This window comes from Nonomuraea sp. NPDC051941 (assembly GCF_044593615.1).
Genome location: NZ_JBIUCF010000010.1, coordinates 112,662 through 134,906, shown reverse-complemented (window position 1 = coordinate 134,906; position 22,245 = coordinate 112,662). Strand labels below are relative to the sequence as shown.

At 72.8% G+C, this 22,245-nt stretch carries 18 protein-coding genes; 7 read left to right on the top strand and 11 right to left on the bottom strand.

Annotation, left to right across the window (positions count from 1 at the left end):
- Positions 1-11: 11 nt before the first annotated feature.
- On the bottom strand, positions 12-323 hold the full coding sequence (locus tag ACIHFD_RS18930) for an SCO4225 family membrane protein (RefSeq protein WP_397368019.1): 312 nt from the start codon (positions 321-323) through the stop codon (positions 12-14).
- Between the two features lie 340 nt (positions 324-663).
- On the opposite strand from ACIHFD_RS18930, the gene ACIHFD_RS18925 reads away from it, so the two are divergent.
- Positions 664-1,671: a DNA-binding protein gene (locus ACIHFD_RS18925; RefSeq protein ID WP_397368018.1), complete on the top strand. Its 1,008-nt coding sequence runs from the start codon at positions 664-666 to the stop codon at positions 1,669-1,671.
- 145 nt (positions 1,672-1,816) lie between these two features.
- Here ACIHFD_RS18925 and ACIHFD_RS18920 read toward each other — a convergent pair whose 3' ends face one another.
- The 3 genes from ACIHFD_RS18920 to ACIHFD_RS18910 form a co-directional block, all read right to left on the bottom strand.
- Positions 1,817-2,935: a phosphotransferase gene (locus ACIHFD_RS18920; protein WP_397368017.1), complete on the bottom strand. Its 1,119-nt coding sequence runs from the start codon at positions 2,933-2,935 to the stop codon at positions 1,817-1,819.
- Positions 2,936-2,948: 13 nt separating this feature from the next.
- A complete protein-coding gene (locus ACIHFD_RS18915; protein ID WP_397368016.1) occupies positions 2,949-5,504 on the bottom strand; it encodes a DUF6493 family protein in 2,556 nt (851 codons plus the stop codon).
- 93 nt (positions 5,505-5,597) lie between these two features.
- Positions 5,598-7,052: an MFS transporter gene (locus ACIHFD_RS18910; protein ID WP_397368015.1), complete on the bottom strand. Its 1,455-nt coding sequence runs from the start codon at positions 7,050-7,052 to the stop codon at positions 5,598-5,600.
- A gap of 131 nt (positions 7,053-7,183) precedes the next feature.
- On the opposite strand from ACIHFD_RS18910, the gene ACIHFD_RS18905 reads away from it, so the two are divergent.
- Positions 7,184-8,161: an Lrp/AsnC family transcriptional regulator gene (locus tag ACIHFD_RS18905; RefSeq protein WP_397368014.1), complete on the top strand. Its 978-nt coding sequence runs from the start codon at positions 7,184-7,186 to the stop codon at positions 8,159-8,161.
- A gap of 3 nt (positions 8,162-8,164) precedes the next feature.
- Here ACIHFD_RS18905 and ACIHFD_RS18900 read toward each other — a convergent pair whose 3' ends face one another.
- Positions 8,165-8,740, bottom strand: coding sequence for a TetR/AcrR family transcriptional regulator (locus ACIHFD_RS18900; RefSeq protein ID WP_397368013.1), 576 nt, complete (start codon positions 8,738-8,740; stop codon positions 8,165-8,167).
- A 10-nt stretch (positions 8,741-8,750) separates the two neighbouring features.
- Positions 8,751-9,731 (bottom strand): helix-turn-helix transcriptional regulator, encoded by a 981-nt coding sequence (locus ACIHFD_RS18895; protein ID WP_397368012.1) that lies wholly within the window; start codon positions 9,729-9,731, stop codon positions 8,751-8,753.
- Positions 9,732-9,819: 88 nt separating this feature from the next.
- Between ACIHFD_RS18895 and ACIHFD_RS18890 the strand changes: the two genes are divergently transcribed.
- A complete protein-coding gene (locus ACIHFD_RS18890) occupies positions 9,820-10,953 on the top strand; it encodes an epoxide hydrolase family protein (RefSeq protein ID WP_397368011.1) in 1,134 nt (377 codons plus the stop codon).
- 43 nt (positions 10,954-10,996) lie between these two features.
- Here ACIHFD_RS18890 and rph read toward each other — a convergent pair whose 3' ends face one another.
- On the bottom strand, positions 10,997-13,651 hold the full coding sequence (gene rph, locus ACIHFD_RS18885) for a rifamycin-inactivating phosphotransferase (RefSeq protein WP_397368010.1): 2,655 nt from the start codon (positions 13,649-13,651) through the stop codon (positions 10,997-10,999).
- Between the two features lie 31 nt (positions 13,652-13,682).
- Positions 13,683-14,435: a TioE family transcriptional regulator gene (locus ACIHFD_RS18880; protein WP_397368009.1), complete on the bottom strand. Its 753-nt coding sequence runs from the start codon at positions 14,433-14,435 to the stop codon at positions 13,683-13,685.
- A 42-nt stretch (positions 14,436-14,477) separates the two neighbouring features.
- Between ACIHFD_RS18880 and ACIHFD_RS18875 the strand changes: the two genes are divergently transcribed.
- On the top strand, positions 14,478-15,695 hold the full coding sequence (locus ACIHFD_RS18875; RefSeq protein ID WP_397368008.1) for an erythromycin esterase family protein: 1,218 nt from the start codon (positions 14,478-14,480) through the stop codon (positions 15,693-15,695).
- A gap of 19 nt (positions 15,696-15,714) precedes the next feature.
- Here the strand turns inward: ACIHFD_RS18875 and ACIHFD_RS18870 are convergent, their stop codons facing one another.
- From ACIHFD_RS18870 to ACIHFD_RS18860, 3 genes are read right to left on the bottom strand one after another with little or no spacing between them, the layout of a single operon-like run.
- The gene (locus ACIHFD_RS18870) at positions 15,715-16,857 is read right to left on the bottom strand and encodes an NAD(P)/FAD-dependent oxidoreductase (protein WP_397368007.1); all 1,143 of its coding nucleotides are present in this window, start codon (positions 16,855-16,857) and stop codon (positions 15,715-15,717) included.
- 52 nt (positions 16,858-16,909) lie between these two features.
- Entirely contained in the window at positions 16,910-18,022 is a 1,113-nt protein-coding gene (locus ACIHFD_RS18865; RefSeq protein ID WP_397368006.1) for an ABC transporter substrate-binding protein, read from the bottom strand.
- Entirely contained in the window at positions 18,019-19,149 is a 1,131-nt protein-coding gene (locus ACIHFD_RS18860) for an ROK family protein (protein ID WP_363980100.1), read from the bottom strand. The genes ACIHFD_RS18865 and ACIHFD_RS18860 overlap by 4 nt, the downstream gene beginning before the upstream one ends.
- 102 nt (positions 19,150-19,251) lie before the next feature.
- Here ACIHFD_RS18860 and ACIHFD_RS18855 point away from each other — a divergent pair, with 102 nt between their 5' ends.
- Genes ACIHFD_RS18855 through ACIHFD_RS18845 form a run of 3 tightly spaced genes read left to right on the top strand, consistent with a single transcriptional unit; the run spans position 19,252 to position 22,244 of the window.
- A complete protein-coding gene (locus ACIHFD_RS18855) occupies positions 19,252-20,532 on the top strand; it encodes an ABC transporter substrate-binding protein (RefSeq protein WP_397368005.1) in 1,281 nt (426 codons plus the stop codon).
- A complete protein-coding gene (locus ACIHFD_RS18850; RefSeq protein ID WP_397368004.1) occupies positions 20,533-21,432 on the top strand; it encodes a carbohydrate ABC transporter permease in 900 nt (299 codons plus the stop codon). It begins immediately after the preceding gene.
- Complete coding sequence (locus tag ACIHFD_RS18845; RefSeq protein WP_355203336.1) at positions 21,429-22,244, top strand: carbohydrate ABC transporter permease; 816 nt, start codon at positions 21,429-21,431, stop codon at positions 22,242-22,244. The genes ACIHFD_RS18850 and ACIHFD_RS18845 overlap by 4 nt, the downstream gene beginning before the upstream one ends.
- Position 22,245: the final 1 nt, after the last annotated feature.

Here is a 22,245-nt window from a genome sequence, read left to right as displayed (position 1 = left end):
GCGGCCTACGATCACACTCCGTCTCCGGCGACCGGACGCCCCCGGAAGATCCGCCAGATCAACCACGCCTGCAGCAGACCGGCGCCGGCCAGGACCACGGTGAGCAGCACCGGGTTCGCGATCTGAGGCGGCACCAGGTCCCATCCCCACCAGATCAGCCAGCCGAGGGGGAAGGTGACGCCGACGAGCGCGACGCCGCTCAGCAGGATCGGATCCCGCACCGTCAGCAGGATCACCAGCGAGACCACGCCGAGAACCAGCACCAGAGCGGCGTAGACGACGGCGAGCACAGCCGCGACCTTGCCGTTCCTGTAACGGCGCATCCGACCACGTCCTTCACGGGAGACGACGGCGTCCACCCACGATCCTTTCACGGACGCCCGGCCACGACCCTCCTCGACGCCTCGAGCGCAGGGGCGGTGTCGCGCCCGCAGCTTCTCCCACGGCATGTCGAGGGCGAACCCGACCGCGTGGCCGAGCGCCGTCGCCTGCCCGGCCACGCCCGACCCTCGGTGGCGGTGTCGTCGTCCGTACTCCACCCGCCGTAGCCGCACCGCCCTATACCCCCGGGGGAGTATAGGGCGGTGACGTCACCGGGACGACGACACCGCCACGCCCGGACCGCGATGCTCGACACCTCACCCGGAAGAAAGGCATCGCTTCATGTCATCGACCCTGGTACGGCACATCACCCCCGTCCTCCCGCACCGCGCCCGCGGCGTGGTGGCCGAGGTGTACGCGCAGGTCAACGCCGAGTTCAGCAGCATCGGACCGGCCGTGATGATGATGTCGCCCTCCCCCGAGCTCATGGCCGCGGGCTGGTCGCTCATGCGCGAGAGCCAACTGGCCGGCGACGTCCCTGCACTGGAGAAGGCCGTCGTGGCGCTGGGCGCGGCGCAGGCCAACGACCTCGACTACGACATCCAGGCGTTCCTGTCGGTGCTGCGCCTCCTGGGCGAGCCGCACCTGGCCGAGGCCGTCGAACGCGGCGACCCGCCCGCCGACGCCAGGCTCGCCGCCCTGCTGGACTGGGCCGCCTCCACCGGAGTGGCCGCCCGGGAGCCGCAACGGCCGCCGTTCCCCGCCGGACCCGAAGCCGCCGAATTCCTCGGCACGCTCCTGTTCACGCACTTCGTCGACCGGGTCGCGGCCGCCATGCTGCCCGCCGGGCTGACCCCCGGAACCTTGGCCCCCGACGACGAACCGCCCTTCGACGGCGCCCCCGTCCTGCGCCCGCTCGACCAGGACCTGCGCCCCGGCGCCACGCTCCCCCTGCTGGACGGGCTGCCCACCGCGCCACCCCCGCCGTGGGCGGCCGACCACCCGATCGGCGCCGCGTACGCCGCCCTCACCGCCACCGCCGCCCAGGGCGCCGGCCTGCTCACCCCTGAGGCCGCGGACGTGACGGCCGAGGTGATCGCCGAGCACCGGGGCCGCCTGCTGCCGGTCGGCGACCGGCTCGACCGGCCGCTGGCGGGCCTGACACCGGACGAGCGGGTGGGGGCGCGGGTCGCGGTCCTCGCCGGCCTAGCGCCGCACGCCATCACCGACGAGCACGTCGCCGCCTGGCGCGCCACCGACCGCCGCTTCAGCGACCACTGCACCGTCTTCCTGCTCGCCTACGGCGCCATGACCGCCGTCACCCACATCGAAGCCGACATCACCACCTGACCCCGTACGGGACGGGCTGACCAGCGCAACCCCGCCTGCGCTCCCGCACCAGGGACGGCCCCTCCGGCACGACCTGCCACACCACGCAGGCGATACCGGGGCCGGCCGTCCCCACCGGGACCGCCACACCGCAGACGGTCCTCTCTCACCGGCGGCGCGGCACGAACGGCGGTAACCCCGCCACGTCCACATCCGCGTCCGGCCACCGCCGCCGCAGCGCCTCGCCCACCCGCCAGCCCCACCCGGCCAGCCCCAGCAGCACGCCGAACGACTCCGCCACCCGAGCCGCCGCCTCCACCGTCGCCACCAGTTGCACCCGGCTGTCGTCACCCGCCGCCCGCCCATCCACCTGCGACAACCGCTGCAACCGCAGCAACACGTAGGAGAAGCACGCCGCCGCCAGCCCGAACCCGAACCGCCGATCATCCTCCGCCTCCGGCACCCCCACGGCCAGAGCCCGCCGATACGCCTCCCCCATCCCCCCGTCCACCGACAGCCACGCGGGACCCGGAACGTACAGGCAGACCGCGTCATGCAGCGCATGCGTGAACCCGGCGAACTCGAAATCGATCACCCGCGCGTCCGGCGCCCCCGACGCCCGCACCAGAACGTTGTTCGCCTCCGGATCCCCGTTGCTCAACGCCAGAAACGGCCCCGGATCCCCCAGCTCCTCCAGCACCACCGCCAGCTCCCGCTCAGCACCACCGGCGACCTCCACCCCCAAGGCCGCGACCTGCAGCCGCCCCTCCTCCCGGAACCCCGCGAACCTCCCCGCGCAGTCCGCCACCCGATCGACCGCCCCCAGAGCCGCCCTGCGCGCGTAATAGACCTCAGCCCGGCCGGCGGTCACGGCGTTGAGCTCACCGCGCACCCGGGCGAACGCCGCCAGCCGCTCCCCGTGCGCCGCCGCCCCGTCCGCCCGCAGCAGGCCGTCCAACGGCACCCGCGGCGCCAGATCCTCCAGCACCACCAGCCCCGCCGCCGGATCCGCGGCCACCACCCTCGGCGCCAGCCGCACTCCGAGATCCTCGGACAGGAACCCCAAGGCGGCCTCCTCGCTCGGCAGCCGCCACGACTCCGAACGGTCGGGACCGGGCCCATGAGGCCGCATCCACTTCACGATCACCGAGCCGTGCGAGCCGCTCAGCTCCGCCCGCGCGACCGCCCAGGGCTCCAGCCGCCGCCACCCGACGACGGTGGCAGGCGACAGCAGCTTCCCGACTTTGCTGATAAGGGTGTTTTCCGTGGGATCGAGGATGATCATCAGCCCGGCGCCTTTACAAAGTAGATTTCTTAGGAAGGGCGACCAGGTGCTGCAGCCGCCGCGCCTCCTGGACCAGCCTGCTCGACCCCTTGCGGGCCGCCACCGCCGCCACGTCCGGCAGCTCGGCCCGTACGCCGGCGATCCTGGCCGCCCGGGCCCCCGCCGCCAGGAGGTCGGCCGCGCCCGCGCGGGGCCGTTCGCCCTCCTGGGGCAGCAGCCCGGGCAGGAGCCGCACGACCACCTCCCACACCGCCTCGTGCGCCCCGGCCTGCGTGGCGTCGTCGAGCACCGACACCACCCGGTTGAGCTTGAGGAACCCCTCGGCGACCAGCTTGGTGAGCGTCTCCCCCAGCGCCTGTGCCGGCACCCGGCCGCGGGCGGCCAGCGTCAGGAGGGCGTCGGTGGCCGCGGCGCGGTCGGCGGCGTTCTCGTGGCCCATGCCGCAGGCGAGCGCGTGCGCCACGGCGCTGCCGAGCGGCCCGTCGGCGTGGGCCAGGCCGACCAGCGACTGCGTCTGCGCCTCGCTGGAGTCGATGCAGATCGACATCATCCAGACCATGTGCGCGGCCACGATCTCCGGGTGCGAGGGCATGGCGAGCGGCCACCATTCGAGCGTGAACGCGTAGCCGGCCTCCGGCCGGTAGAGCGGGCGGAGCTCCTCGGGAAGATCGTCCGGCACGTCCAGCACGGGGCGCAGGGCGGGCATACCCGACAGGTAGTAGCCGTTGCGCTCGGTGCGCAGGTGGACCGTCACCCGCGGATCGGGGGCCCCGCCGTCGCGCATCCAGGCGGCGCACGCGCGGCCCGCCTCGGAGGTCAGCCGCCGCGCCCGCCGCACGCACGCGTCGGGCAGGTCGCGGGGCAGCCGCAGCAGGGCCTGGACCAGGTCGCCGGGCAGTGCCCGCGCCCCGGCGGCCTCCAGCAGCTCGAGGCGGTCGAGCAGCACCCCGGGATCGACGTGGCCGCTGCCCTCCGTGGGCGTGGCCAGCAGGACCGGGTAGCCGTCGCCCTCCTCGAACGAGCGCGCGAGCTCGGCCGCGCGGCCGAAGTAGAGCTGCTTGAACCCGCCCAGGGTCGGCGGCTGCCGGATGGCGTCCTTGGGCAGCGCATCCCCGGCCCCGGGCGCGGCGAACGCCAGGAACGCCCGGCGCACGGCATGGACCGGGTCCTCGCGGTTGTGACCGAAGAAGATCGAATCGAACGGCTCCAGCCAGGGACGTAACGCCTCGCGCAGCGCGTCGGGCGCCCGATGCGACCACTCGACCAGCCCGGCCAGCAGGCGTTCGTACGTGTGCGGATCCACCTCGGGGACGCTCACCGCGCGTACGAGCTGGTCCGGCGAGGCGTACGGCGGCGGCAACGCCGGCCCCTGCCCCACCGCCGGCAGCGGCGTGACGATCACCTCCTCGGCGGCGATGTCACCCCCGTACGCCGCCGAGACCCGCTCCAGCAACTCCTCGGGCAGCCCGGCCGCCGCCTGCCGCACCGCCTCCCGGCCGGCCTCCCCCGCCCGCGGGGCCAGCTTGACGGCCAGCCGCACGGCCCGCTCCTGCAACGCCAGCGTGTCCTGCGCGAAGATCAGGGACATGGCGGCCAGCACGACGTCCGCGCGGCGGGCGTCACGCAGCACGGCGTCGCCCGCCCACGACAGGGCCGCGCGCAGCAGCTTCTTCTCCGGCCGGAACGCCAGCGCCTCCATCGCCTCGGCGAACAGCTCCTCCTCCAGCCGCCCCGCCTCCTCCAGCCGCCGCAGCTGGGCCAGGGCCAGGTCGGCCACCGCCACCGGCCCGGCGGGCAGCAGCCGGGTGTAGTCTCTGGCCCGCTCGGCGGACTCGTCGATGTCGAGGTCGAGCCGATCGTGCAGGACGGCCAGGGCGCTCAGCGCCGACGGCCCGTCACGCAGCAGCCGCCCCACGATGCCGTCGATGACCGGTTTGCGCTCCAGCAGGCCGTCCTCGACGAGCCGGGAGACGGTCCCCACCTGCGCGGGAAGGGCCTCGCCCAGGCCGTCGATCTCGAAGAGCCGCGGCGCGAACGCGGTGAACAGCGGATCGGTGGCCGCCGTCCCCGGGTGGAGCGCGCGTAACCAGCCCACCATGAACGCGTCGCCGTCCGGCGGCTCGATCCCGGTCTCGCGCACGAGCGCCGCGGCCACCTCCCAGTAGCGCATGTCGTTGAGGCGCAGGCGGGCGGCGACGCGGCGGGCCACGTCGGCCCGCCACTCGGCCGGCCGCTGCCGCAGCAGCAGGATCACGCGCTCGTCGTCGCTCTCGACCCACTGGAACTCGCGTCTGAACAGCCACGCCGTGACGGCCGCCGCGCCGCCCAGGCACGCCACGCCCGCCAGCCGCAACGGCCTGAGCTGGTGCCGCCAGGACCACCAATCCTCCACCCGCAGCCCCGACAGGTGGCGCGGCAGCTGCGCCGCCACCGCCTTGCGATCGTCGGCGTCCAGCTCCAGGAGCAGGCGGAAGACGCGGGCCACGTCACCGCCCTTGGCCGGCTTCAGCAGGCGCTCCCACGCGCTCATCCGGCCACCTCCGATGCGGACCGGGAAGAACCGGCGCATGACCACACCTCCGCTGCGTCAACCATGACGGTGACCCTAGCGATCACCCACGACAATCTCGGGCCCCCCGCGTCGACCAGCCCTTCGACGGGGTCAGAGGCTGGATCGGGTCGGCTCGCCCACGGCCGCGCGCTCCCGCTCCGGCTCGGGGGCGACGGGGGCCCTCATGAACGCCGCGGCGAGGGCCGTGGCGGCCAGCAGCACGAGACCGAGCCCGAACGCCGGCACCGCCGCGGCGTTCGCGTCCGAGCCGGCGGCCAGGCCGTGCAGGAAGACGCTGCCGAGCAGCGCGACCCCCAGCGTGCCGCCGAACTGCTGGACGGCGTTGAGCAGACCGGCCGCCGACCCGACCTGATGGGGGTGCAGGCGCGCCAGGGCGGCGGTGAAGAACGGGACGGTGACCATGCCGTTCCCGGCCCCGCACACCGCCAGCGCCACGAGCAGCGGCCACGAGTACGCGCCCGCGTAGGCGGCCAGAGCCCCGAGGACCCCGGCGAACAGGACGGCGAGCCCGGCGAACATGACCCGTGACAGGCGGCGCGGCGTCATCCGCGCGCCCACGATCCCGGAGGAGATCGCCAGCCCGGCCGACCACGGGAGCAGGGTCAGCCCGGCGGTCAGGACGTCGCGGCCCAGGCCGAGCTGCACCTGCAGCACGACGACCAGCATCAGCCCGTTGGTCACCGCGAACAGCAGCGTCGAGGTCGCCAGCGCGGCCGGGAAGACCCGCTCGCCGAACAGGCTCGGCTCGACCAGCGGAGCACGCCCGCGCCGGGCCCGGCGACGCTGATGGAGCCCGAACGCCACCAGGACGAGGACCCCGGCGACGAGCAGGACCGCGCCCCACCCCGGCCGGACGGCGTCGCCGCCCTCGATGAGCGGGTAGACCACCAGCCCGGCCCCCAGCACCGCCAGCCCGGTCCCGGCCAGGTCCAGGCGGGGCGGCCGCGCGGCCCGGTCCTCGCGGAGCAAGGGGCCGACGGCGAGCACGGCCACGGCGAGGGGCACGTTGACCAGGAACGCCGCCCGCCACGACGAGCCGAACAGGTCGGCGTGGGTGAGGACGGCCCCGAGTATCGGCCCGAAGATCACCGACAGACCCATGACGGGCCCGATGGTGCTCATCGCCCTGGCCAGCTCGGCTCCGGCGAACATGGAGCGGATCAACCCGATCGTCTGCGGGATGATCAAGGCGGCGGCCGTGCCCTGGAGCGCCCGCGCCCCGATCAGCACGCCCGCGCCGGGCGCCAGCGCGCAGCACAACGACGCCAGCGTGAACCCCGCGATCCCGATCAGGAACACCCGCTTGCGGCCGATCATGTCCCCCAACCGGCCACCCAAGATCAGGAACGCCGCGAACGGCAGCGTGTGGGCCGAGCTGAACCACTGGATGGCGGACTCGGAGCCGCCGAGCCCGGCGCGGATCACCGGCGCCGCGACCTGCACGATCGTCGAGTCCAGCACGTTCATCGCCTCAGCGGTCAGCAGCGCGCCCAGCACGACCCACCGCCACCGGTAGGCCACCGTCGGATCCTCCCGAACCGGCATGTCCCAGTCCCCCTCAGTCGTACGGATGACTTCCGCGACCAAGGCTGCGGCCACCGGCATCGGCGATTCCACAATGCCCGAGATGTTCGGGCAATTTTTCCACGAAGCCGGATCTCATGCATGATTTGCTCATGCTCGACGATCTGGACCGCGGTTTGATCCATGCCCTGCACATCGACGGGCGGGCGCCGTTCAGCGGCATCGCCCGGGCGCTCGGCGTGTCCACCCAGACCGTGGCCCGCCGCTACCAGCGGCTGCGCGCGAACGCCTCCCTGCGCGTCGTCGGGCTGCCCGACCCGTCCCGGGTGCAGCACAGCCAGTGGGTGGTCCGCCTCACCACCAGCCCGGTCGCGACCCGTACCCTCGCCCAGGCCCTGGCCCGGCGGCCCGACACGTCATGGATCAAGCTGCTGTCCGGCGGCACCGAGATCTTCGCCATGGTCCACGTCCCGCACGGAGTGGACGACCCGCCCTCGATGCTGCTGCACGACCTGCCCAGAAAGGCGGGGATCACCTCGGTCTCCGCCCAGTACCTGCTCCACCCCTACCGGGGCGGGCCCACCGCGTGGCAGGGCATCGCCCAGACCCTCGACGAGGGACAGCAGCGGCAGCTCAGGCCGGCCGCGGCTGACGTGCCCGCCGCGCCGTCGGGCCGGCCGTCACTGGACCGCGCCGACCAGGCCCTGCTGGATGCCCTGCGCCACGACGGCCGGGCCGGCTACGCCGACCTCGCCAGGAGCACAGGCTGGTCCGAGGCCACGGTGGCGCGGCGCCTGGCCGACCTGCGCGCCCACGGCACGATCTTCTTCGACCTCGAGATCGACCCCGTCCCCCTCGGCGTCGCGACCCAGGCGCTGCTCTGGATGGCGATCGCGCCGGCGCACCTCGACCAGGTCGCCACCGCCCTGGCGGGCCACGACGAGCTCGCCGCCGTCGCCCACACCACCGGCCCCACCAACCTGCTGGCCCACGCGCTGTGCTCCGGCACCGATCACCTGCACCGCTACATCACCCACCGGCTGGGGGCGTTGCCCGAGATCCGCACCATCGAGACCGCCCCCGTCCTGCAGACCGTCAAGCACGCCGGACCGCTCCGGCCCGGCGTCTGACCCTCACGAGCCGGCCACGCCGATCAGCCTGGCCGCCGCCGCCCTGGCGCGCAGCATCGCCGTACGGTCGTCGTCGACCACCACGCGCGCGTTGGCGCCGTCGATGAGCAGCAGCAACGCGTCGCCCACCTCTTCGGGCCGCGCCAGGCCCGCCTGCCCGGCCAGCGTGGCGAGCGTCCCGCGCAGCCACGACTTGTAGGCCGAGATCACCGCCCGCGCCGGATGCCCGGGATCGGGCAGCTCGACCGCCGCGTTGGTGAACGGGCACCCGCGAAAGCCCTCGCGGCCGTGTCCCTCGGCCAGCCAGTCGAAGACCGCCAGCACCGCCTGCCCGCCCTGGACGTCGCTGCCGGCCAGGTACGCGCTCAGGGCTACCTGCCGGGCGGCGCTGCGGCGGGCGAGGACCGCGGCCACGAGGTTCTCCTTGGACCCGAACTGGGCGTACAGGGTCGGCTTGGACACCCCAGCCCGCTCCACCAGCGTGTCGACGCCGGTCGCCCGGATGCCCTCGGCATAGAAGACCTCGGTCGCCACCTCCAGCAACCGCTGCCCGCCCGGACTGAGCCGCCGATCCTCCATCCGCTCATACTTACAGGTCAGTAAAGCCCGCGGCAACACCGGCGGCCCGGACGGCGCGGCCGCCCACCGCCCGCAGGTACGCCAGCAGCTCCGGCGGCTCGTGCACCTCGAACTCGCAGCCGAGCATGAGCAGCCGCGCGGCCAGCCACTCCAGGGTGTCGGCGTGCCCGCGCAGCTCGCAGCTGTGCCCGTCGAGGGGCCGGACGTCGCCCGGAGCGGCGCCGAGCCGCTCGATCGCCTCCTCGGCCGGCAGGCGCAGGGTGGCCCGCACCTCGTAGGTGGGGGCGAGCGAGTAGATCTTACGGGTGATGAAGGCGGCCGCGTCCGGCTCGGGCGGTTCGCGGGGCGCGAACCGGACGCCGGTCGGCCGCGGGGCGCTGAGCCGGTCGACGCGGAAGATCCGCCAGTCGTCGCGGTCGTTGTCGTACGCGAGCAGATACCAGCGGCGCCCGCCGGCCACCAGGCGGTAGGGCTCGACCAGTCGGCTGGACCGGCTGCCGTCGTTCGCCTGGTAGTCGAAGCGCAGGCGTTCGCGGTTGGCGGCCGTCCAGGCGAGCACCGCCAGGTTCTGCGGATCGACGCTCGGCCCGTTCGCGGCCGTCATCGACACCGTGGCGGCCCCGAGCGCGCCGACGCGCTGCCGCAGCCGCGCCGGCAGCACCTGCTCCAGCTTGGCCAGAGCGCGCACGGAGGCCTCCTCCATGCCGTCCACCGGCTGCCCGGCCGCCATGCGCAGGCCCACGGCGATGGCCACCGCCTCCTCGTCGTCCAGCAGCAGCGGCGGCATGGCCTTGCCGGCGATGAGCCGGTAGCCGCCCGCCGCCCCCATCGTCGCCTGCACCGGGTAGCCGAGCTCGCGCAGGCGGTCGATGTCGCGGCGGACCGTGCGAGGGCTGACCTCCAGCCGCTCGGCCAGCTCACTGCCGGGCCATTCGCGCGGGGTCTGCAGCAACGACAGCAGCGCGAGCAGCCGTGCGGGGGTGTCGCTCATGACTCCAAGTATGGGCGTCATGTAGGACATGGATCGACCTAGATGGCTCCTACCGTCGGCACGTCATCACGACCGCAGGAGGACAATCATGGGCACCGAGATCCGCCCTTTTCACATCGACATCCCCCAGGCCGACCTGGACGACCTGAACGACCGGCTGGCCCGTACCCGGTGGTCCCGGCAACTGCCGGGTGAGGGCTGGAGCCGCGGCGTGCCCGCCACCCACCTCGAGGAGCTGGCCGCCTACTGGCGCGACGGCTACGACTGGCGCCGGCACGAGGCGCGGCTGAACGGGTTCCCGCAGTTCATGACGGAGATCGACGGCCAGGACATCCACTTCCTGCACGTGCGCTCCGCCGAGCCGGACGCCCTGCCGCTCATCCTCACGCACGGCTGGCCGAACTCCTTCGTGGAGTTCGCCGACCTGATCGAGCTTCTCACCGACCCCCGCGCGCACGGCGGCGACCCCGCCCAGGCGTTCCACGTCGTCGTGCCGTCGCTGCCCGGGTTCGGGTTCTCCGCGCCGCCGCGCGAGACGGGATGGGACGTCACGCGCGTGGCGCGGATCTGGGCGGAGCTGATGCGCCGCCTCGGGTACGACCGCTACGGCACCCAGGGCGGCGATTACGGCGCGTACGTCGCCCCGGAGGTCGCCACGACCGACCCGGAGCACGTGATCGGCGTCTACGTCATCAGCGGGCTCGGCTTCCCCACTCAGGACGACGTCCCGGAGATGACCGAGGACGAGCGGGCGGCGTTCGCGCGGCTGCAGGAGCAGGACTGGATGAACGGCGTGGACCACCATGGGCTGCTGCGCGCGGCGCCGGCGACCTTCGCCTACGGCTGGCACGACTCCCCGGTCGCGGCGCTGGCCTGGATGACGCACAAGTTCAAGGAGTTCACCGTCGCGGCCAAGACGCCGGAGGAGGTGATCGACCGCGACCTCCTCCTGACGAACGTGAGCCTCTACTGGCTCACCGGAACCTTCGGCACCTCGTCCTGGCCTTACTACGAGAGCACGGGCTTCGGCTGGCCGAAGGGGCAGACGGCGGCGCCGACCGGCGTCTACAGCGGGCCACCCGGAATCCGGCGGCTCGCCGAGCGGCACAACACCATCCTGCACTGGCCCGAGGACAACACGGCCGGACACCACTTCGTCGCCATGGAGCAGCCCGGCCGCCTCGCGGCCGACCTGCGCGCGTTCTTCGCCAAGGTCCGCTGACCTTTCCTGGTGCGGCCGTGCCGGTGACGCGGCCGCACCGGGGTCAGAGCAGTTCGACGTAGCCCTCGGTGCCGTTGACGCGGATGAGCCGGCCGTCCTCGATGCGCCGGGTGGCGTTCTCCACGCCGACGACCGCGGGCAGGCCGTACTCCCTGGCGACCACGGCGCCGTGGGTCATCACCCCGCCGACCTCCATCACGACGCCCTTGACCGAGACGAACAGCGGCGACCAGCTCGGGTCGGTGTAGACGGTGACGAGGATGTCGCCCTCCTCGACGTCCGCCTCGTCCATGCTCAGCACGATGCGGGCGCGCCCCTCGACCACGCCCGACGAGACGGCGATGCCCGCCATTGCGCCTTCGGGCAGGGCGCCGGTGTCGTACTCGCCGGAGATCACCTCGCCCTCGGAGGTGATGACGCGCGGCGGCGTCAGCTTCCGGTCCTCCTCGAACGCCTCCCGCCGCCCGTCGACGAGCGCGGGGTCGATCCTCCCGCTCCGCACGACCTCCCTGAACTCCTCCAGCGACAGGAAGTACACGTCCTGCGGCTCCCTGATCACCCCGCGGGCGACGAGCTCGGCGGCCTCGGCGAGCAGCGCCCGCTTGTACAGCTCGTAGCGCTGGAGCAGGGCGTGCTTGGAGTACTCGCGGTAGCCGATGAAGTGGCGGATGAGGCTCATCTGCCGGGCCGCCTTCTTCGCCTTCCGCTCACCGCCCGGCAGCGCCCTGAGGCGTTCCAGCAGGCCGGCGATGGTGCTCTCGGCCTCGGCGCGGCCGCGTTCGACCTTGCGGGCGCGCTCGCCGGGCGCGAAGTTGCGGACGTTGCTCAGCAGGAGCGGGACGAGCTGGGTGGGGTCCTCGCTCCACCGGGTCCGGGTGACGTCGATGTCGCCCGAGCAGTGCATCCCGTACGTGCGCAGGTAGCCCTCGAGGGCGCGGCGGGCCTCGGGACCGCCCTCCAGGCCGTCGAGCCCGGAGAGGAGCGTGTCCCGGCCGGCGCGTTCGAGGTGCTCCACCACCGCCGGGTACGGGCGGACGGCGTCCGCGACGTCCAGCAGGTCGAGGCCCATGGCGGCCACCACGTTGTGGTCGGCGGACTGGGCGATGGCGTCGGCGGCGTTCTGCACGCCGAGCCAGGCTTTCATGCGCTTGTTGACCCAGTTCACCGCCTGGATGCCGACGAAGGCCGCCGCCACGCTGCGCGGGTCGAAGGTGAGCCGGGCCAGCACGTCGTGGTCGTCCAGGATGTACGCGAACAGCTCGTCCCCCGACTTGCCCGCGATGCCGCGGCGCAGCTCCTCAACCGTCCGCTCGTTCTCGGCGATCAGCTCGGGCACGGCCTCGGTGTCGTCCTTGCCGGACATCTTCAGATATTGGCGGGCCATCGGCAGCAGCCCGCCCTCGCCGAAGTCCAGCATCGAGGTCTTGCCGTGGGCCAGGTCGCGCACGAAGTCCTTCCTGGTCAGGACCTGGCGCAGGGCGTTGGCCATGAGGACGTCCACCTGGCCGAGGCTCTTGAGCGTGACCGCGCGCGCCCACGACGAGGACAGCTCGGGCGAGACGTCCTTGTAGAACCGGCTGCCGGACACCGTCCCCGCCGAGCGGCCCAGCCGGTCGTGCAGGAGCGCGAACAGCGACAGGCCCAGGGGCTTGAAGGCGTCGGTCATCATCTGGCGGTGGCCGTACGACATGAAGACGTGGTTCTTGCCGTCGGCCGTCCCGGGCACCGGGTAGAGGGTGGTGATCGGGCGGCTCTGCAGGATCTGGAACTCGCCGTCGGCCAGGCCCCACTCGATGTCCTGCGGGCGGCCGAAGTGGCTCTCGATGCGGCGGCCGAGGCGTTCGAGGCGGAGGATCTGCTCGTCGCTCAGGGTCTGCACGTGCCGGCGCGCGGGCTCGATCTCCCGCTCCTCCGTGCCGCCGTCCGGGGACGGGCGCAGCTCGATGTCCTGGGTGACGACGTTGCGCGCGGTGATCTCGCCCGCGCGTACGCGGTAGTTGTCGGCGTTCGCCACGCCCGACACGAACGCCTCCCCGAGGCCGAACCCGGCGTCGATCGAGACCACCTTCCGGTTGCACGTCACCGGGTCGGCGGTGAACATGATGCCCGCCGCCTCAGGGAAGACCATCTGCTGCACGACCACGGACACGCGCACCGCGCGGTGCTCGAAGCCGCTCTTGATCCGGTACGCCACCGCCCGGTCGGTGAACAGCGACGCCCAGCAGCGCCGCACGCTCGCGAGCACCGCAGGGGCTCCGCTGACATTCAGGTACGTGTCCTGCTGCCCGGCGAACGAGCTGGACGCCAGGTCCTCGGCGGTGGCGCTGGAGCGCACCGCGCAGGGCACGTCGCCGAGCTCCCCGAGGCGGCGCAGAATGTCGTCCTCGATCTCGGCCGGTACGGGCAGCGTCTCGACGGCCTCCCGCAGGCGGGCGGACGCCTCGGCGATCCCGGCACGGTCGTCCGCGCGCAGCCCGGAGAGCCCGTCGATCAGCGCGGCGGTCGTCGCGTCCGACTCGACGACCGCGCGGTAGGCCTCGGTGGTGACGCAGAAGCCCGGCGGCACCCGCACCCCCTCGACGGCGGACAGCTCGCCGAGGTTGGCCCCCTTGCCGCCGACCAGGGGGAGAAGCGTCTTGTCGATGTCGTGGAAGCCGAGCACGTAGGCACCCATGGCGTGTTCCCGTCTGCCTGTCATGGCCAATTAGGATACAGAGCTGCCCTGTATCTTAATCCTCCGCGACCGCGGCGGGACCTCCGGGGTGACTCAGGTACGCGTCGAGCCCGGCGGCGCCGGTCAGCATGGCGCGGCCACGGGCCGTCAGCCGGGTCTGCCAGTCGCGCAGGGTCGCCTCCAGGGGCGCGATCCCCCCGGCGGAGCGCACCTGGGCGAGCAGCGGGGCGATCTGCTCGAGCAGGTAGCCGCCGCGTCGGAGCTGGTGGGCCAGCCGGGCGTCGCGCACGTCGGCGGCCGTGTAGACGCGGTAGCCGGTTTGAGGGTCGCGGCTCGGGTTGACCAGCCCGGCGCGCTCCCACTTGCGCAGCGTCGCGGGCCTGATGCCGAGCCTCCTGGCCAGCGGGCCGATGAAGGTGACGCCGCCGGGCCCGGACCGCTCCACCGGCGCCGGCGCTCCGGGCCTCTCCTCCGCCGTCAGGTCGCGCAGCGCCCGCTCCACGGCCTGCAGCGTACGGCGGTCGTCGAGCAGCTGCGCGTGGCTCTCGTCGATGAGCCGCAGAGCCTCCTCGACCGCGCCTCCGTTCACCTCGCGCATGATCGAGGTGGCCGTCTGGTGGCCGTGGCCGGGGATGAGGGCGAGGAAGGCACGCAGGGCCTCCCGGTGGACGGGGGTATAGGTGCGGTAGCCGTGGGGAGTGCGCGCAGCCGGCGGGAGGATGCCCGCCTCTTCGTAGTTGCGGATCGCCTGCGTGGACAGGCCGTGCTCGCGCGCCAGATCCACGGGCCGGAGTCGCTCGCGGGGCATGGGCAAAGTTTACACAGAAGGTTCAACGATACGGTTGAAGGCATGGAATCCGCGATCCTTGACTCCGGCTGGCCCTTCGAGGGCGCCGCGATCACGAAGCTGCTCAGGTCGTTCCCGGCCCCGCCGCGCCTGCTCGGCCTCGGCGAGCCCACGCACGGCGAGGAGGCGTTCCTCCGGCAGCGCAACGAGGCCTTCCGCCACCTCGTGGAGCACGAGGGCCATCGGTCGATCGCGATCGAGAGCGACTGCCTCGCGGCGCTGGTCGTGGACGCGTACGTCACGGAGGGCGTGGGGACGCTCGACGACGTCATGCGGCGCGGCTTCAGTCACGGGCTCGGCGGCTCGGCCGCCGACCGGGAGCTCGTGAGCTGGATGCGGGAGCACAACCGGCACCGGCCCGCGGCCGAGCGGATCCGCTTCTTCGGCTTCGACGGGCCGCTCGAGCTGGCCGGGCCCGGCAGCCCCCGTCCGGCCCTCGCCGGGCTGCACAGCTATCTCGCCGCCCACCTCGACGTGCCGTCCTTCGACACCCCCTTCGACGCCGTCGACCGGCTGCTCGGCGCCGACTCCCGGTGGACGAACCCCGCCGCCACCATGGACCCCGCGCAGTCCGTCGGCCGCTCGCCCGACGCCGCCGAGCTGCGCCTCATGGCGGACGACCTCGTGGCCCTGCTCACGGCGGAGTCACCGCGCCTGATCGCCGCGACCTCGCGGGAGGCGTGGTGGCGGGCCTGCCTGTTCGGGCGTACGGCCACGGGCCTGCTCCGCTACCACGCGGGGATGGCGGACACGTCGCCGGCCAGGGTCATGCGCCTCATGGGACTGCGGGACACGATGATGGCCGAGAACCTCCTGGCGATCGCACCCCGCTACGGCCCGGCGCTGGTCCACGCCCACAACCGGCACCTCCAGCGGGACAGGAGCGTCTGGCAGACGGAGGGCTGGCAGGGCGGCGACCTGCTGCTGGAGTGGTGGAGCGCCGGCTCGATCGTCGCGGCGCAGCTGGGCGACGCGTACGCCTTCATCGCCTCGACCGCGGGCGGCGCGGCGACCCCGCCGGACACCCTGGAAGGCGTCCTGCACGCCGCCCTGCCGCACGGCGGTTACCTCATCGCCTCCGAACACCTGGCCGGGGCGCTGGAGGGCATCGAGCTGACTCCCCAGACCGACACGAGCTCCGGCTACTTCGCCCTGGACCCCGGCCAGGTGCACACGACCGACGGCATCCTCTTCCTCAAGAACATCCCGCCGACCGGGTAAAGACGCCTTTCCGAGGAACCTACTGCTGTCCCGGCCGCCGCGCCGGGTCAGGGGCGGGCCCGGCGGTGCCGTCGGCGAAGCGGGACGGCCGGAACGGCGCCAGCAACGCCGACTCCTCGCCGTACACCTCCCCCGCCACCTCCCCCATGAGCAGCGGCGCCAGCGTGACCCCGCTGTGCGTGGCCACCGTGTACACGCGCCGCTCCGCGTCCGCGAAACCCGCCACCGTGAGCCCGTCCCCCGGCATCGCCCGCCGGCCGACCACCGCCCGCTCCACCGTGGCCCCGTCCACGGCCCGCAGCACGCGCGCCATCAGGGCCAGGATCGAGTCCTGGACGTCGCCGGGCACCGGGACCGCCGGGTCCGCCCGCCCGTCCAGCGGCAGCGACTGCAGCAGCAGCCGCCCGCCCCCGTCCGGCCGCAGGTTGAGCCCGTCGGAGTGGAGCACGCGGGACAGGCGGGCGGGCACCGGGGTCGTGGTGACGAGGAAACCGTTGGTGACCGCACCGGACACCGCCGGGTCGAGCATGGGCACCTCGGCCCCGGCCAGCGCCGCCACCCCCTGCGTCCAGCGTCCGGCGCAGGTGACCACCACGTCGCCGTCGAAGGCCCGCCCGTCGGCCGCCGTCACCTCGACGCCCGACGACGAGGTCTCGATCGCGGTCACCTCGGCCCCGCACGCGAGCGCGGCCCCGGCGTCGCGGGCCTCGCCGAGCAGGCTCCCGAGCAGGCGCAGCGGGTGCACGTGCGCCTCCTCGGGGAAGAACACGTACTCGGTGCCGGGAGGCGGCGGCACCAGGTCGGGCTCCAGGGTCAAGGCGCGCGCGGCGGTGATCCGCTCGACCGGGTAGCCCATGCCGGCCAGCCGCTGTACGCGGGCCTCCAGGCGTTCCTTGTGCTCGTCGGAGACCGCGCACTCGAGGTTGCCCGTGGGGAAGAACCAGTCGCCGGGGAGCCGGTGGTGCGCCCGGACCGCGGCGTGGTTGAGGTCGAAGTACTCCTTGGGCGTCTTGTCGTTGGCATTGACCCACGCCAGGGACGTGGAGGTCGTACCGGATCCCGGAGTACGCGCCTCCAGGACGGTGACCTGCGCGCCGCGCCGGGTGAGTCCCGCCGCGACCGCCGCTCCTACTACCCCCGCACCGATGACGACGACTCGCACGCTGACTCCTTCCACTTCCGCTCAGAGGTCAATTGTGACCGTCCGTGCTCTCTCAGCCGGCGTGAAGGACCCGAAAGCGATCCGGTTCCGCCGGATCGCGATCAACGACCTGGACCGGCGTCCAGGCCCACTGCCAGACGCTGATGCCCGGCGTGCGGGAGAACCGGATCTGCCCGCGGGTGCCTTCGACTGCGACGCGCGGCCAGGATCCGGCGGTGCGCGCCCGGTCCGCGCCGTACGTACGCAGCATCTCGGCCAGGACCGTGATGGTGTCGTAGCCCTCGAAGGCGACGAAGGAGGGCGCTTCGGCCAGTCGCTCGCGCAGGGCCGTCTCGACTCGCGTACCGAGTGGGCCGAGGTGCTCGGGCAGGTAGCGCAGGAACGGGATCGCGGCGCCGTCGCCGCCCAGCGACCTCGCCCATCCGGCGAACTCCGGTTGCCCGGCCGGAGCACCGATCATGATCTCGGTGAGGCGCCGGTCGCGGCGGACGGACTTGACGATCGGCACCGCCGGCTCCGGGTGGCCGACCAGAAGAAGGAGGGCTGTCGCGCGATTGCCGGCGAGTTCGTCGCACACGGCTGCGGGGGTGAGCGCGCGCATGTCGAGCTCGATGACGGTGCCGCCGCGTGGAGCGAGGTGGTCCCGCAGGATGCGGGTCCCCGATGCCCAGTAGACGCTCGGGTCGGCTGCTACGGCGATGCGGCTGTGGCCGGCGCCGAGGAGGAAGTCCGCGTAGATCTGCCAGCCGTGGGACTGCGCCGGGGCCAGGCGCGCGACCCATCGCGTCGGCTGTTCGGTGAGCGTGTCGAGAACCGCCGACGAGCAGAGGAACGGCAGGCCGAGGGTGTCGGCCCGGGCGGCGGCGGCGCGAGCGACGACGCTGTGATACTCCCCCGCCAAGGCGGCCACGCCCAGGCTGGCCAGTTCGTCCACGGCCGCCGCGGCCTTCTGCGGATCAGCCGCGGTGTCTCGGACCACCAGCTCGAGCGGGCTTCCGGCGATCCCGCCGGCGTCGTTGACCTCGCGAACGGCCAGCTCGAGTCCGGCGAGCAAGTGCCGGCCCGCCTCGACCCAGCCCGGCCGGGTCAGCGGAACGAGAGCGCCGATCTGGACGGGTGATCCGTCGGCCCGCTCCGCTCCAGGTGGCGATGGGCTGCTGGTCATGCGGGGCCCACCCCGAACATCGCGTGCTCGGCGTGGTCGAGCGCCAGCCGTACCGCCCCGAGCGCGACGGACTCGCCGCCCAGCTCCGAGCTCTCCACGCGTACGGGGAACAGGCAGAGCTCGGCGAGTTCCTCGCGCAGGGGCGCGGCCAGCAGCTCGCCCGCGCCCGACAGGCCGCCGCCCAGGACGACCAGTTCCGGGTCCATCGTGAGCACGGCGGCGCCGACGCCCTTGGCGAGGTCGCGGGCGAAGGCGCGGACGATGGCCGCGGCCTCCGCGTCGCCCTCCCGCACGGCCTCGAACACCCGCTTGGCCGCCTCCCCGGAGGGTGCGTCCCCGCCGTAGGCGAGGAATCGGTCGAACGCGGTGTACCACCCGAAGGCGCGCATGACGCCGATCTCCCCCGCCGCGCCGTTGCGGCCCGCGTGCAGCTTGCCGCCGATGAGCAGGCCCGCCGCGACGCTGCGCCCGGCCAATAGGCAGATCACGTCCTTGGCACCGACGGCGGCGCCGCACCAGTGCTCGGCCAGCGCGGCCAGGTTGGTGTCGTTGCCCACCAGGACCGGGCCGTCCGCGAGGCCGTCGAGCGCGGCGGGCAGGTCGACGCCCGCCCAGCCGGGCAGCCGGTCGCTGATCAGTATCCGGCCGTCGGCGGGGTCGACCACGCCCGTCGTGGCCACCCCCAGCGCGCGTACCTGGCCGGGCTCGACGCCGACCGCGCGGAGCGTCCTGCGCACCACCGACCTGGCCGCCGCGATCCTGTCGGCGGTGCCGGTCTCGGGGGTGACGACCGTGCGCCTGCGGTCGACGATGCGCCCCTTGAGGTCGGCGGTGAGCGCCAGGACCTTGTGCGGGCCGATGTCGAGGCCGACGACGTGGCCGGCCTCCGCGCGGAAGCGGTAGCGCTTGGCCGGCCGGCCGACCGGGCGCGGATCCCCGACCTTGATGCCGACCTCCTCGACGAGCTCGTCGAGCCCGGCGATGACGTCCTCGACGGTCGCCCGGGAGATGGAGGTGGTCTTCACGAGCTGCGTCAGGGTCAGCTCGTCCGCGGCGTGCAGCGTGCGCAGCACGGCGGCGGCGTTGAGGCGGCGCAGGAGCGCCGGATCCTGTCCGGTCAAGGTCACGATCCGATGGTAGGGCATTGCGAATTATTTGAGGAACTACTAAAAATAAGACCACCCGCCGCGCGGTGCCGCCGGTCGGCCACCCCCTAGAGAGGACCCCAGGTGAACAAGGCCATCGTGCTGGCCACCGCTGCCCTGACACTCGCCGCGTGCGCGCCGGCAGGGTCACAGCAGCCAGTGGCGAACGGCAGGAAGGAGATCTCCTTCCTGGTGTTCGAGACGCCCAACCTGACGCCGGAGTACTGGGACGCGGCCATCAAGCGCGTCACCGACAAGCACCCCGACATCGCGGTGAAGAAGCTCGTGGCGCCGAGCGCGGGCGAGCGCAACGCGTACGCCAAGCAGCTGCTCGCCTCGGGTCAGCTACCCGACGTCATGCAGGCCATCGCGCCCAGCGGGCTCGCGGAGAGCGGCAACCTGTACGCCTGGAGCGAGGAGGAGCTGAAGAACTACGCCCACCCGCGCTCCAACCCGCTGGGCGGCAAGATCTACCAGCTCCCCTACAACTCCCAGCCGACCCCGCTGGTCTACTACAACAAGAAGCTCTTCGCCGAGGCCGGCGTCGACGCGCCGCCGAAGACCTACGCGGAGCTGCTCGACATCTCGGCCAGGCTCAAGGCCAAGGGAATCAACCCGTTCGTGGTGGGCGGCGGCGGCAAGGACGCGTTCGCGGCCGGCTACATCTGGATCGCGCTCGTCGGCGCCGACGTCTACGCCCGGCAGCCGGACTTCCTGGTCAAGCGGCGCGCCGGGCAGGTCAGGTTCGGCGACCCGGCCTTCGTCAAGGCGACCCAGAAGTTCGCCGACCTGGTCGGGAAGGGGTACGTCGACAAGGCCGGGCTGTCGCGCGACTACCCGTCGACCGAGAAGGCGTTCCTGGACGGCAAGGGCGCGATGTACCCGATGGGGTCCTGGTTCGCCGCCGCAGCCGACGCAGGGGCCGACGCCGGCAAGCCGCCCTTCGAGATCGGCGTCTTCGCCTGGCCCACCGACGACGGCCAGGTGGTGGTGCCCTCGTACACGGGCGGCGGCCCCATCGTGAACGCCAGATCCAAGAACCTCGAGGCGGCCAGGACGTTCGCGCTGGAGTTCAATCAGGACGCCGCCAACAACGACGTGCTCGTCAGGAGCGACGCGGCCATCATCGCGATCAACGGCTATCAGCCGCCGCCGATGGGCCCGGTCTACAACGCCACGCTCGAGGTGTTCAAGGCGGGTAAGGCGGTCAACGCCTTCACGGTCGAGACCGGCGACGACTCCCTGCTGCCGGGCGTGGGCGACAAGGTGTTCGCGCTGGCCCAGGAGATCATCGCGGGCAAGACCGACGGCGCCGCGGCGGCGAAGGCGCTGGACGCGGAATGGGTCAAGGCGGGCGGCCGGTAGATGTTCCTCGACAAGCGGGCCGCCGCGCGCACCGCGGCCGTCACCTGGCAGCGGCTGACGTACCTGCTGAGCTTCGTCGCCCCGGGCGTGCTGGTCTACGCCTGCTTCGTGCTCGCGCCGATCCTGCTCAGCTTCGGCTACAGCCTCACCGACGCCAGCCTGTTCGCCACGCGGACGCGCTTCGTCGGGCCGGACAACTACCTGCGCCTGCTGACCGACCCGTCCTTCCTGACCTCGTTGAAGGTCACCACGATCCTGACGCTGATCATCGTCATCGTGCCCAACGTGGCCGGCGTCGGCGTGGCCGTGCTGCTCGACCGCGCCGGCTGGCTCTACCGGGCACTGCGCAGCGTCTTCTTCGTCCCCGTCGTGCTGAGCTCGGTGGTGGTGAGCGTGGTGTGGATGGCCATGCTGCAGGACGAGGGCCTGGTCAACCGGCTGCTCGGGGTCCGCGTCGGCTGGCTGTCGGACCCCGATCTGGCGCTGTACTCCATCGGCTTCATCATCAGCTGGCAGATGCTCGGCTTCTGCTCGGTGGTCTACCTGGCCGCGCTGCAGGGCGTGCCCCAGTCGCTGCACGAGGCGGCGGCCATCGACGGCGCGGGCTCCTGGACCCGCTTCCGCAAGGTCACCTGGCCGCTCCTGGCGCCCGCGCTGACCACGAACACGGTGATGCTGCTGATCACCGGGTTCAAGGCGTACGACCACATCCAGGTGCTGACGGCGGGCGGTCCGGGGCTGGGCACCACGGCGACCGTGGCCTTCAACGTCATCCAGGTCGGCTTCACCGCCAACCGCACGGGCGAGTCCTCGGCGATGGCGATCCTCATGCTCGTGATCGTCGCGACGGTCTCCGCCGTCGCGCTGCGCCTGCTCAACCGCAGGGAGGTGGACCTGTGAAGTGGCTGCGCCCGCTGGTCTCGATCGTGGTGGCCGGCGCGTTCTTCCTGCCGCTCTACCTGGTCGTGGCCAACGTCTTCAAGCACGGGCCGGACATCACCGCCTCCCCGGCGGCGCCGCCGATCCCGCCGACGCTGGACAACCTCACGCAGGCGCTGACGCGCCCCGACCACCTGTTCTGGAACGGGCTGATCAACAGCGTCTCCGTGACCCTGCTGTCGATCGTGATCCTCACGGTCGTGTCGGCCATGCTGGGCCACTACATCTGCCGCACCCCGTCGCGCTTCGCCCGGATCACGCTGCTGGTGCTGCTGGCCGGGCTGATGATCCCGCCGCAGGTGATCCTGGTGCCGGTCACGCAGGTGCTCAACCTGACCGGCCTGATGGGCACGATCAGCGGGCTGGTGCTGTTCAACGTCGGCTACTACGTGCCGTTCGGGGTGTTCGTCTTCTCCGGTTTCATCCGGGCCATCCCGGTCGAGCTGGAGCAGGCCGCCTCGATCGACGGGGCGGGCCCGTTCGGCACGTTCTGGCGGGTGGTCTTCCCGCTGCTGCGCCCGGCCACGGCCAGCGTGCTGATCTTCCTGGGCGTGTGGATCTGGAACGACTTCCTCAACCCGCTCATCATCCTCGGCCCGGCCGGCGGCACCACGGTCACCGTGGGCGTCTACCGCGCGCTCGGCCAATTCCAACGGGACTACGGCGACATGTTCGGCCTGATGGTGCTGTCGGCCCTGCCCATCCTCATCTTCTACTTCGCGCTGCAGAAGCACTTCGTCAAGGGACTCACCGGGGGAGCGGTCAAAGGATGAT

Excerpts from the sequence above, each read along its gene's own strand:
- ACIHFD_RS18930 (WP_397368019.1), bottom strand. The coding sequence starts at position 323 with ATGCGCCGTTACAGGAACGGCAAGGTCGCGGCTGTGCTCGCCGTCGTC.
- ACIHFD_RS18925 (WP_397368018.1), top strand. The coding sequence starts at position 664 with ATGTCATCGACCCTGGTACGGCACATCACCCCCGTCCTCCCGCACCGC.
- ACIHFD_RS18920 (WP_397368017.1), bottom strand. The coding sequence starts at position 2,935 with ATGATCATCCTCGATCCCACGGAAAACACCCTTATCAGCAAAGTCGGG.
- ACIHFD_RS18915 (WP_397368016.1), bottom strand. The coding sequence starts at position 5,504 with ATGCGCCGGTTCTTCCCGGTCCGCATCGGAGGTGGCCGGATGAGCGCG.
- ACIHFD_RS18910 (WP_397368015.1), bottom strand. The coding sequence starts at position 7,052 with ATGCCGGTTCGGGAGGATCCGACGGTGGCCTACCGGTGGCGGTGGGTC.
- ACIHFD_RS18905 (WP_397368014.1), top strand. The coding sequence starts at position 7,184 with ATGCTCGACGATCTGGACCGCGGTTTGATCCATGCCCTGCACATCGAC.
- ACIHFD_RS18900 (WP_397368013.1), bottom strand. The coding sequence starts at position 8,740 with ATGGAGGATCGGCGGCTCAGTCCGGGCGGGCAGCGGTTGCTGGAGGTG.
- ACIHFD_RS18895 (WP_397368012.1), bottom strand. The coding sequence starts at position 9,731 with ATGAGCGACACCCCCGCACGGCTGCTCGCGCTGCTGTCGTTGCTGCAG.
- ACIHFD_RS18890 (WP_397368011.1), top strand. The coding sequence starts at position 9,820 with ATGGGCACCGAGATCCGCCCTTTTCACATCGACATCCCCCAGGCCGAC.
- rph (WP_397368010.1), bottom strand. The coding sequence starts at position 13,651 with ATGACAGGCAGACGGGAACACGCCATGGGTGCCTACGTGCTCGGCTTC.
- ACIHFD_RS18880 (WP_397368009.1), bottom strand. The coding sequence starts at position 14,435 with ATGCCCCGCGAGCGACTCCGGCCCGTGGATCTGGCGCGCGAGCACGGC.
- ACIHFD_RS18875 (WP_397368008.1), top strand. The coding sequence starts at position 14,478 with ATGGAATCCGCGATCCTTGACTCCGGCTGGCCCTTCGAGGGCGCCGCG.
- ACIHFD_RS18865 (WP_397368006.1), bottom strand. The coding sequence starts at position 18,022 with ATGACCAGCAGCCCATCGCCACCTGGAGCGGAGCGGGCCGACGGATCA.
- ACIHFD_RS18850 (WP_397368004.1), top strand. The coding sequence starts at position 20,533 with ATGTTCCTCGACAAGCGGGCCGCCGCGCGCACCGCGGCCGTCACCTGG.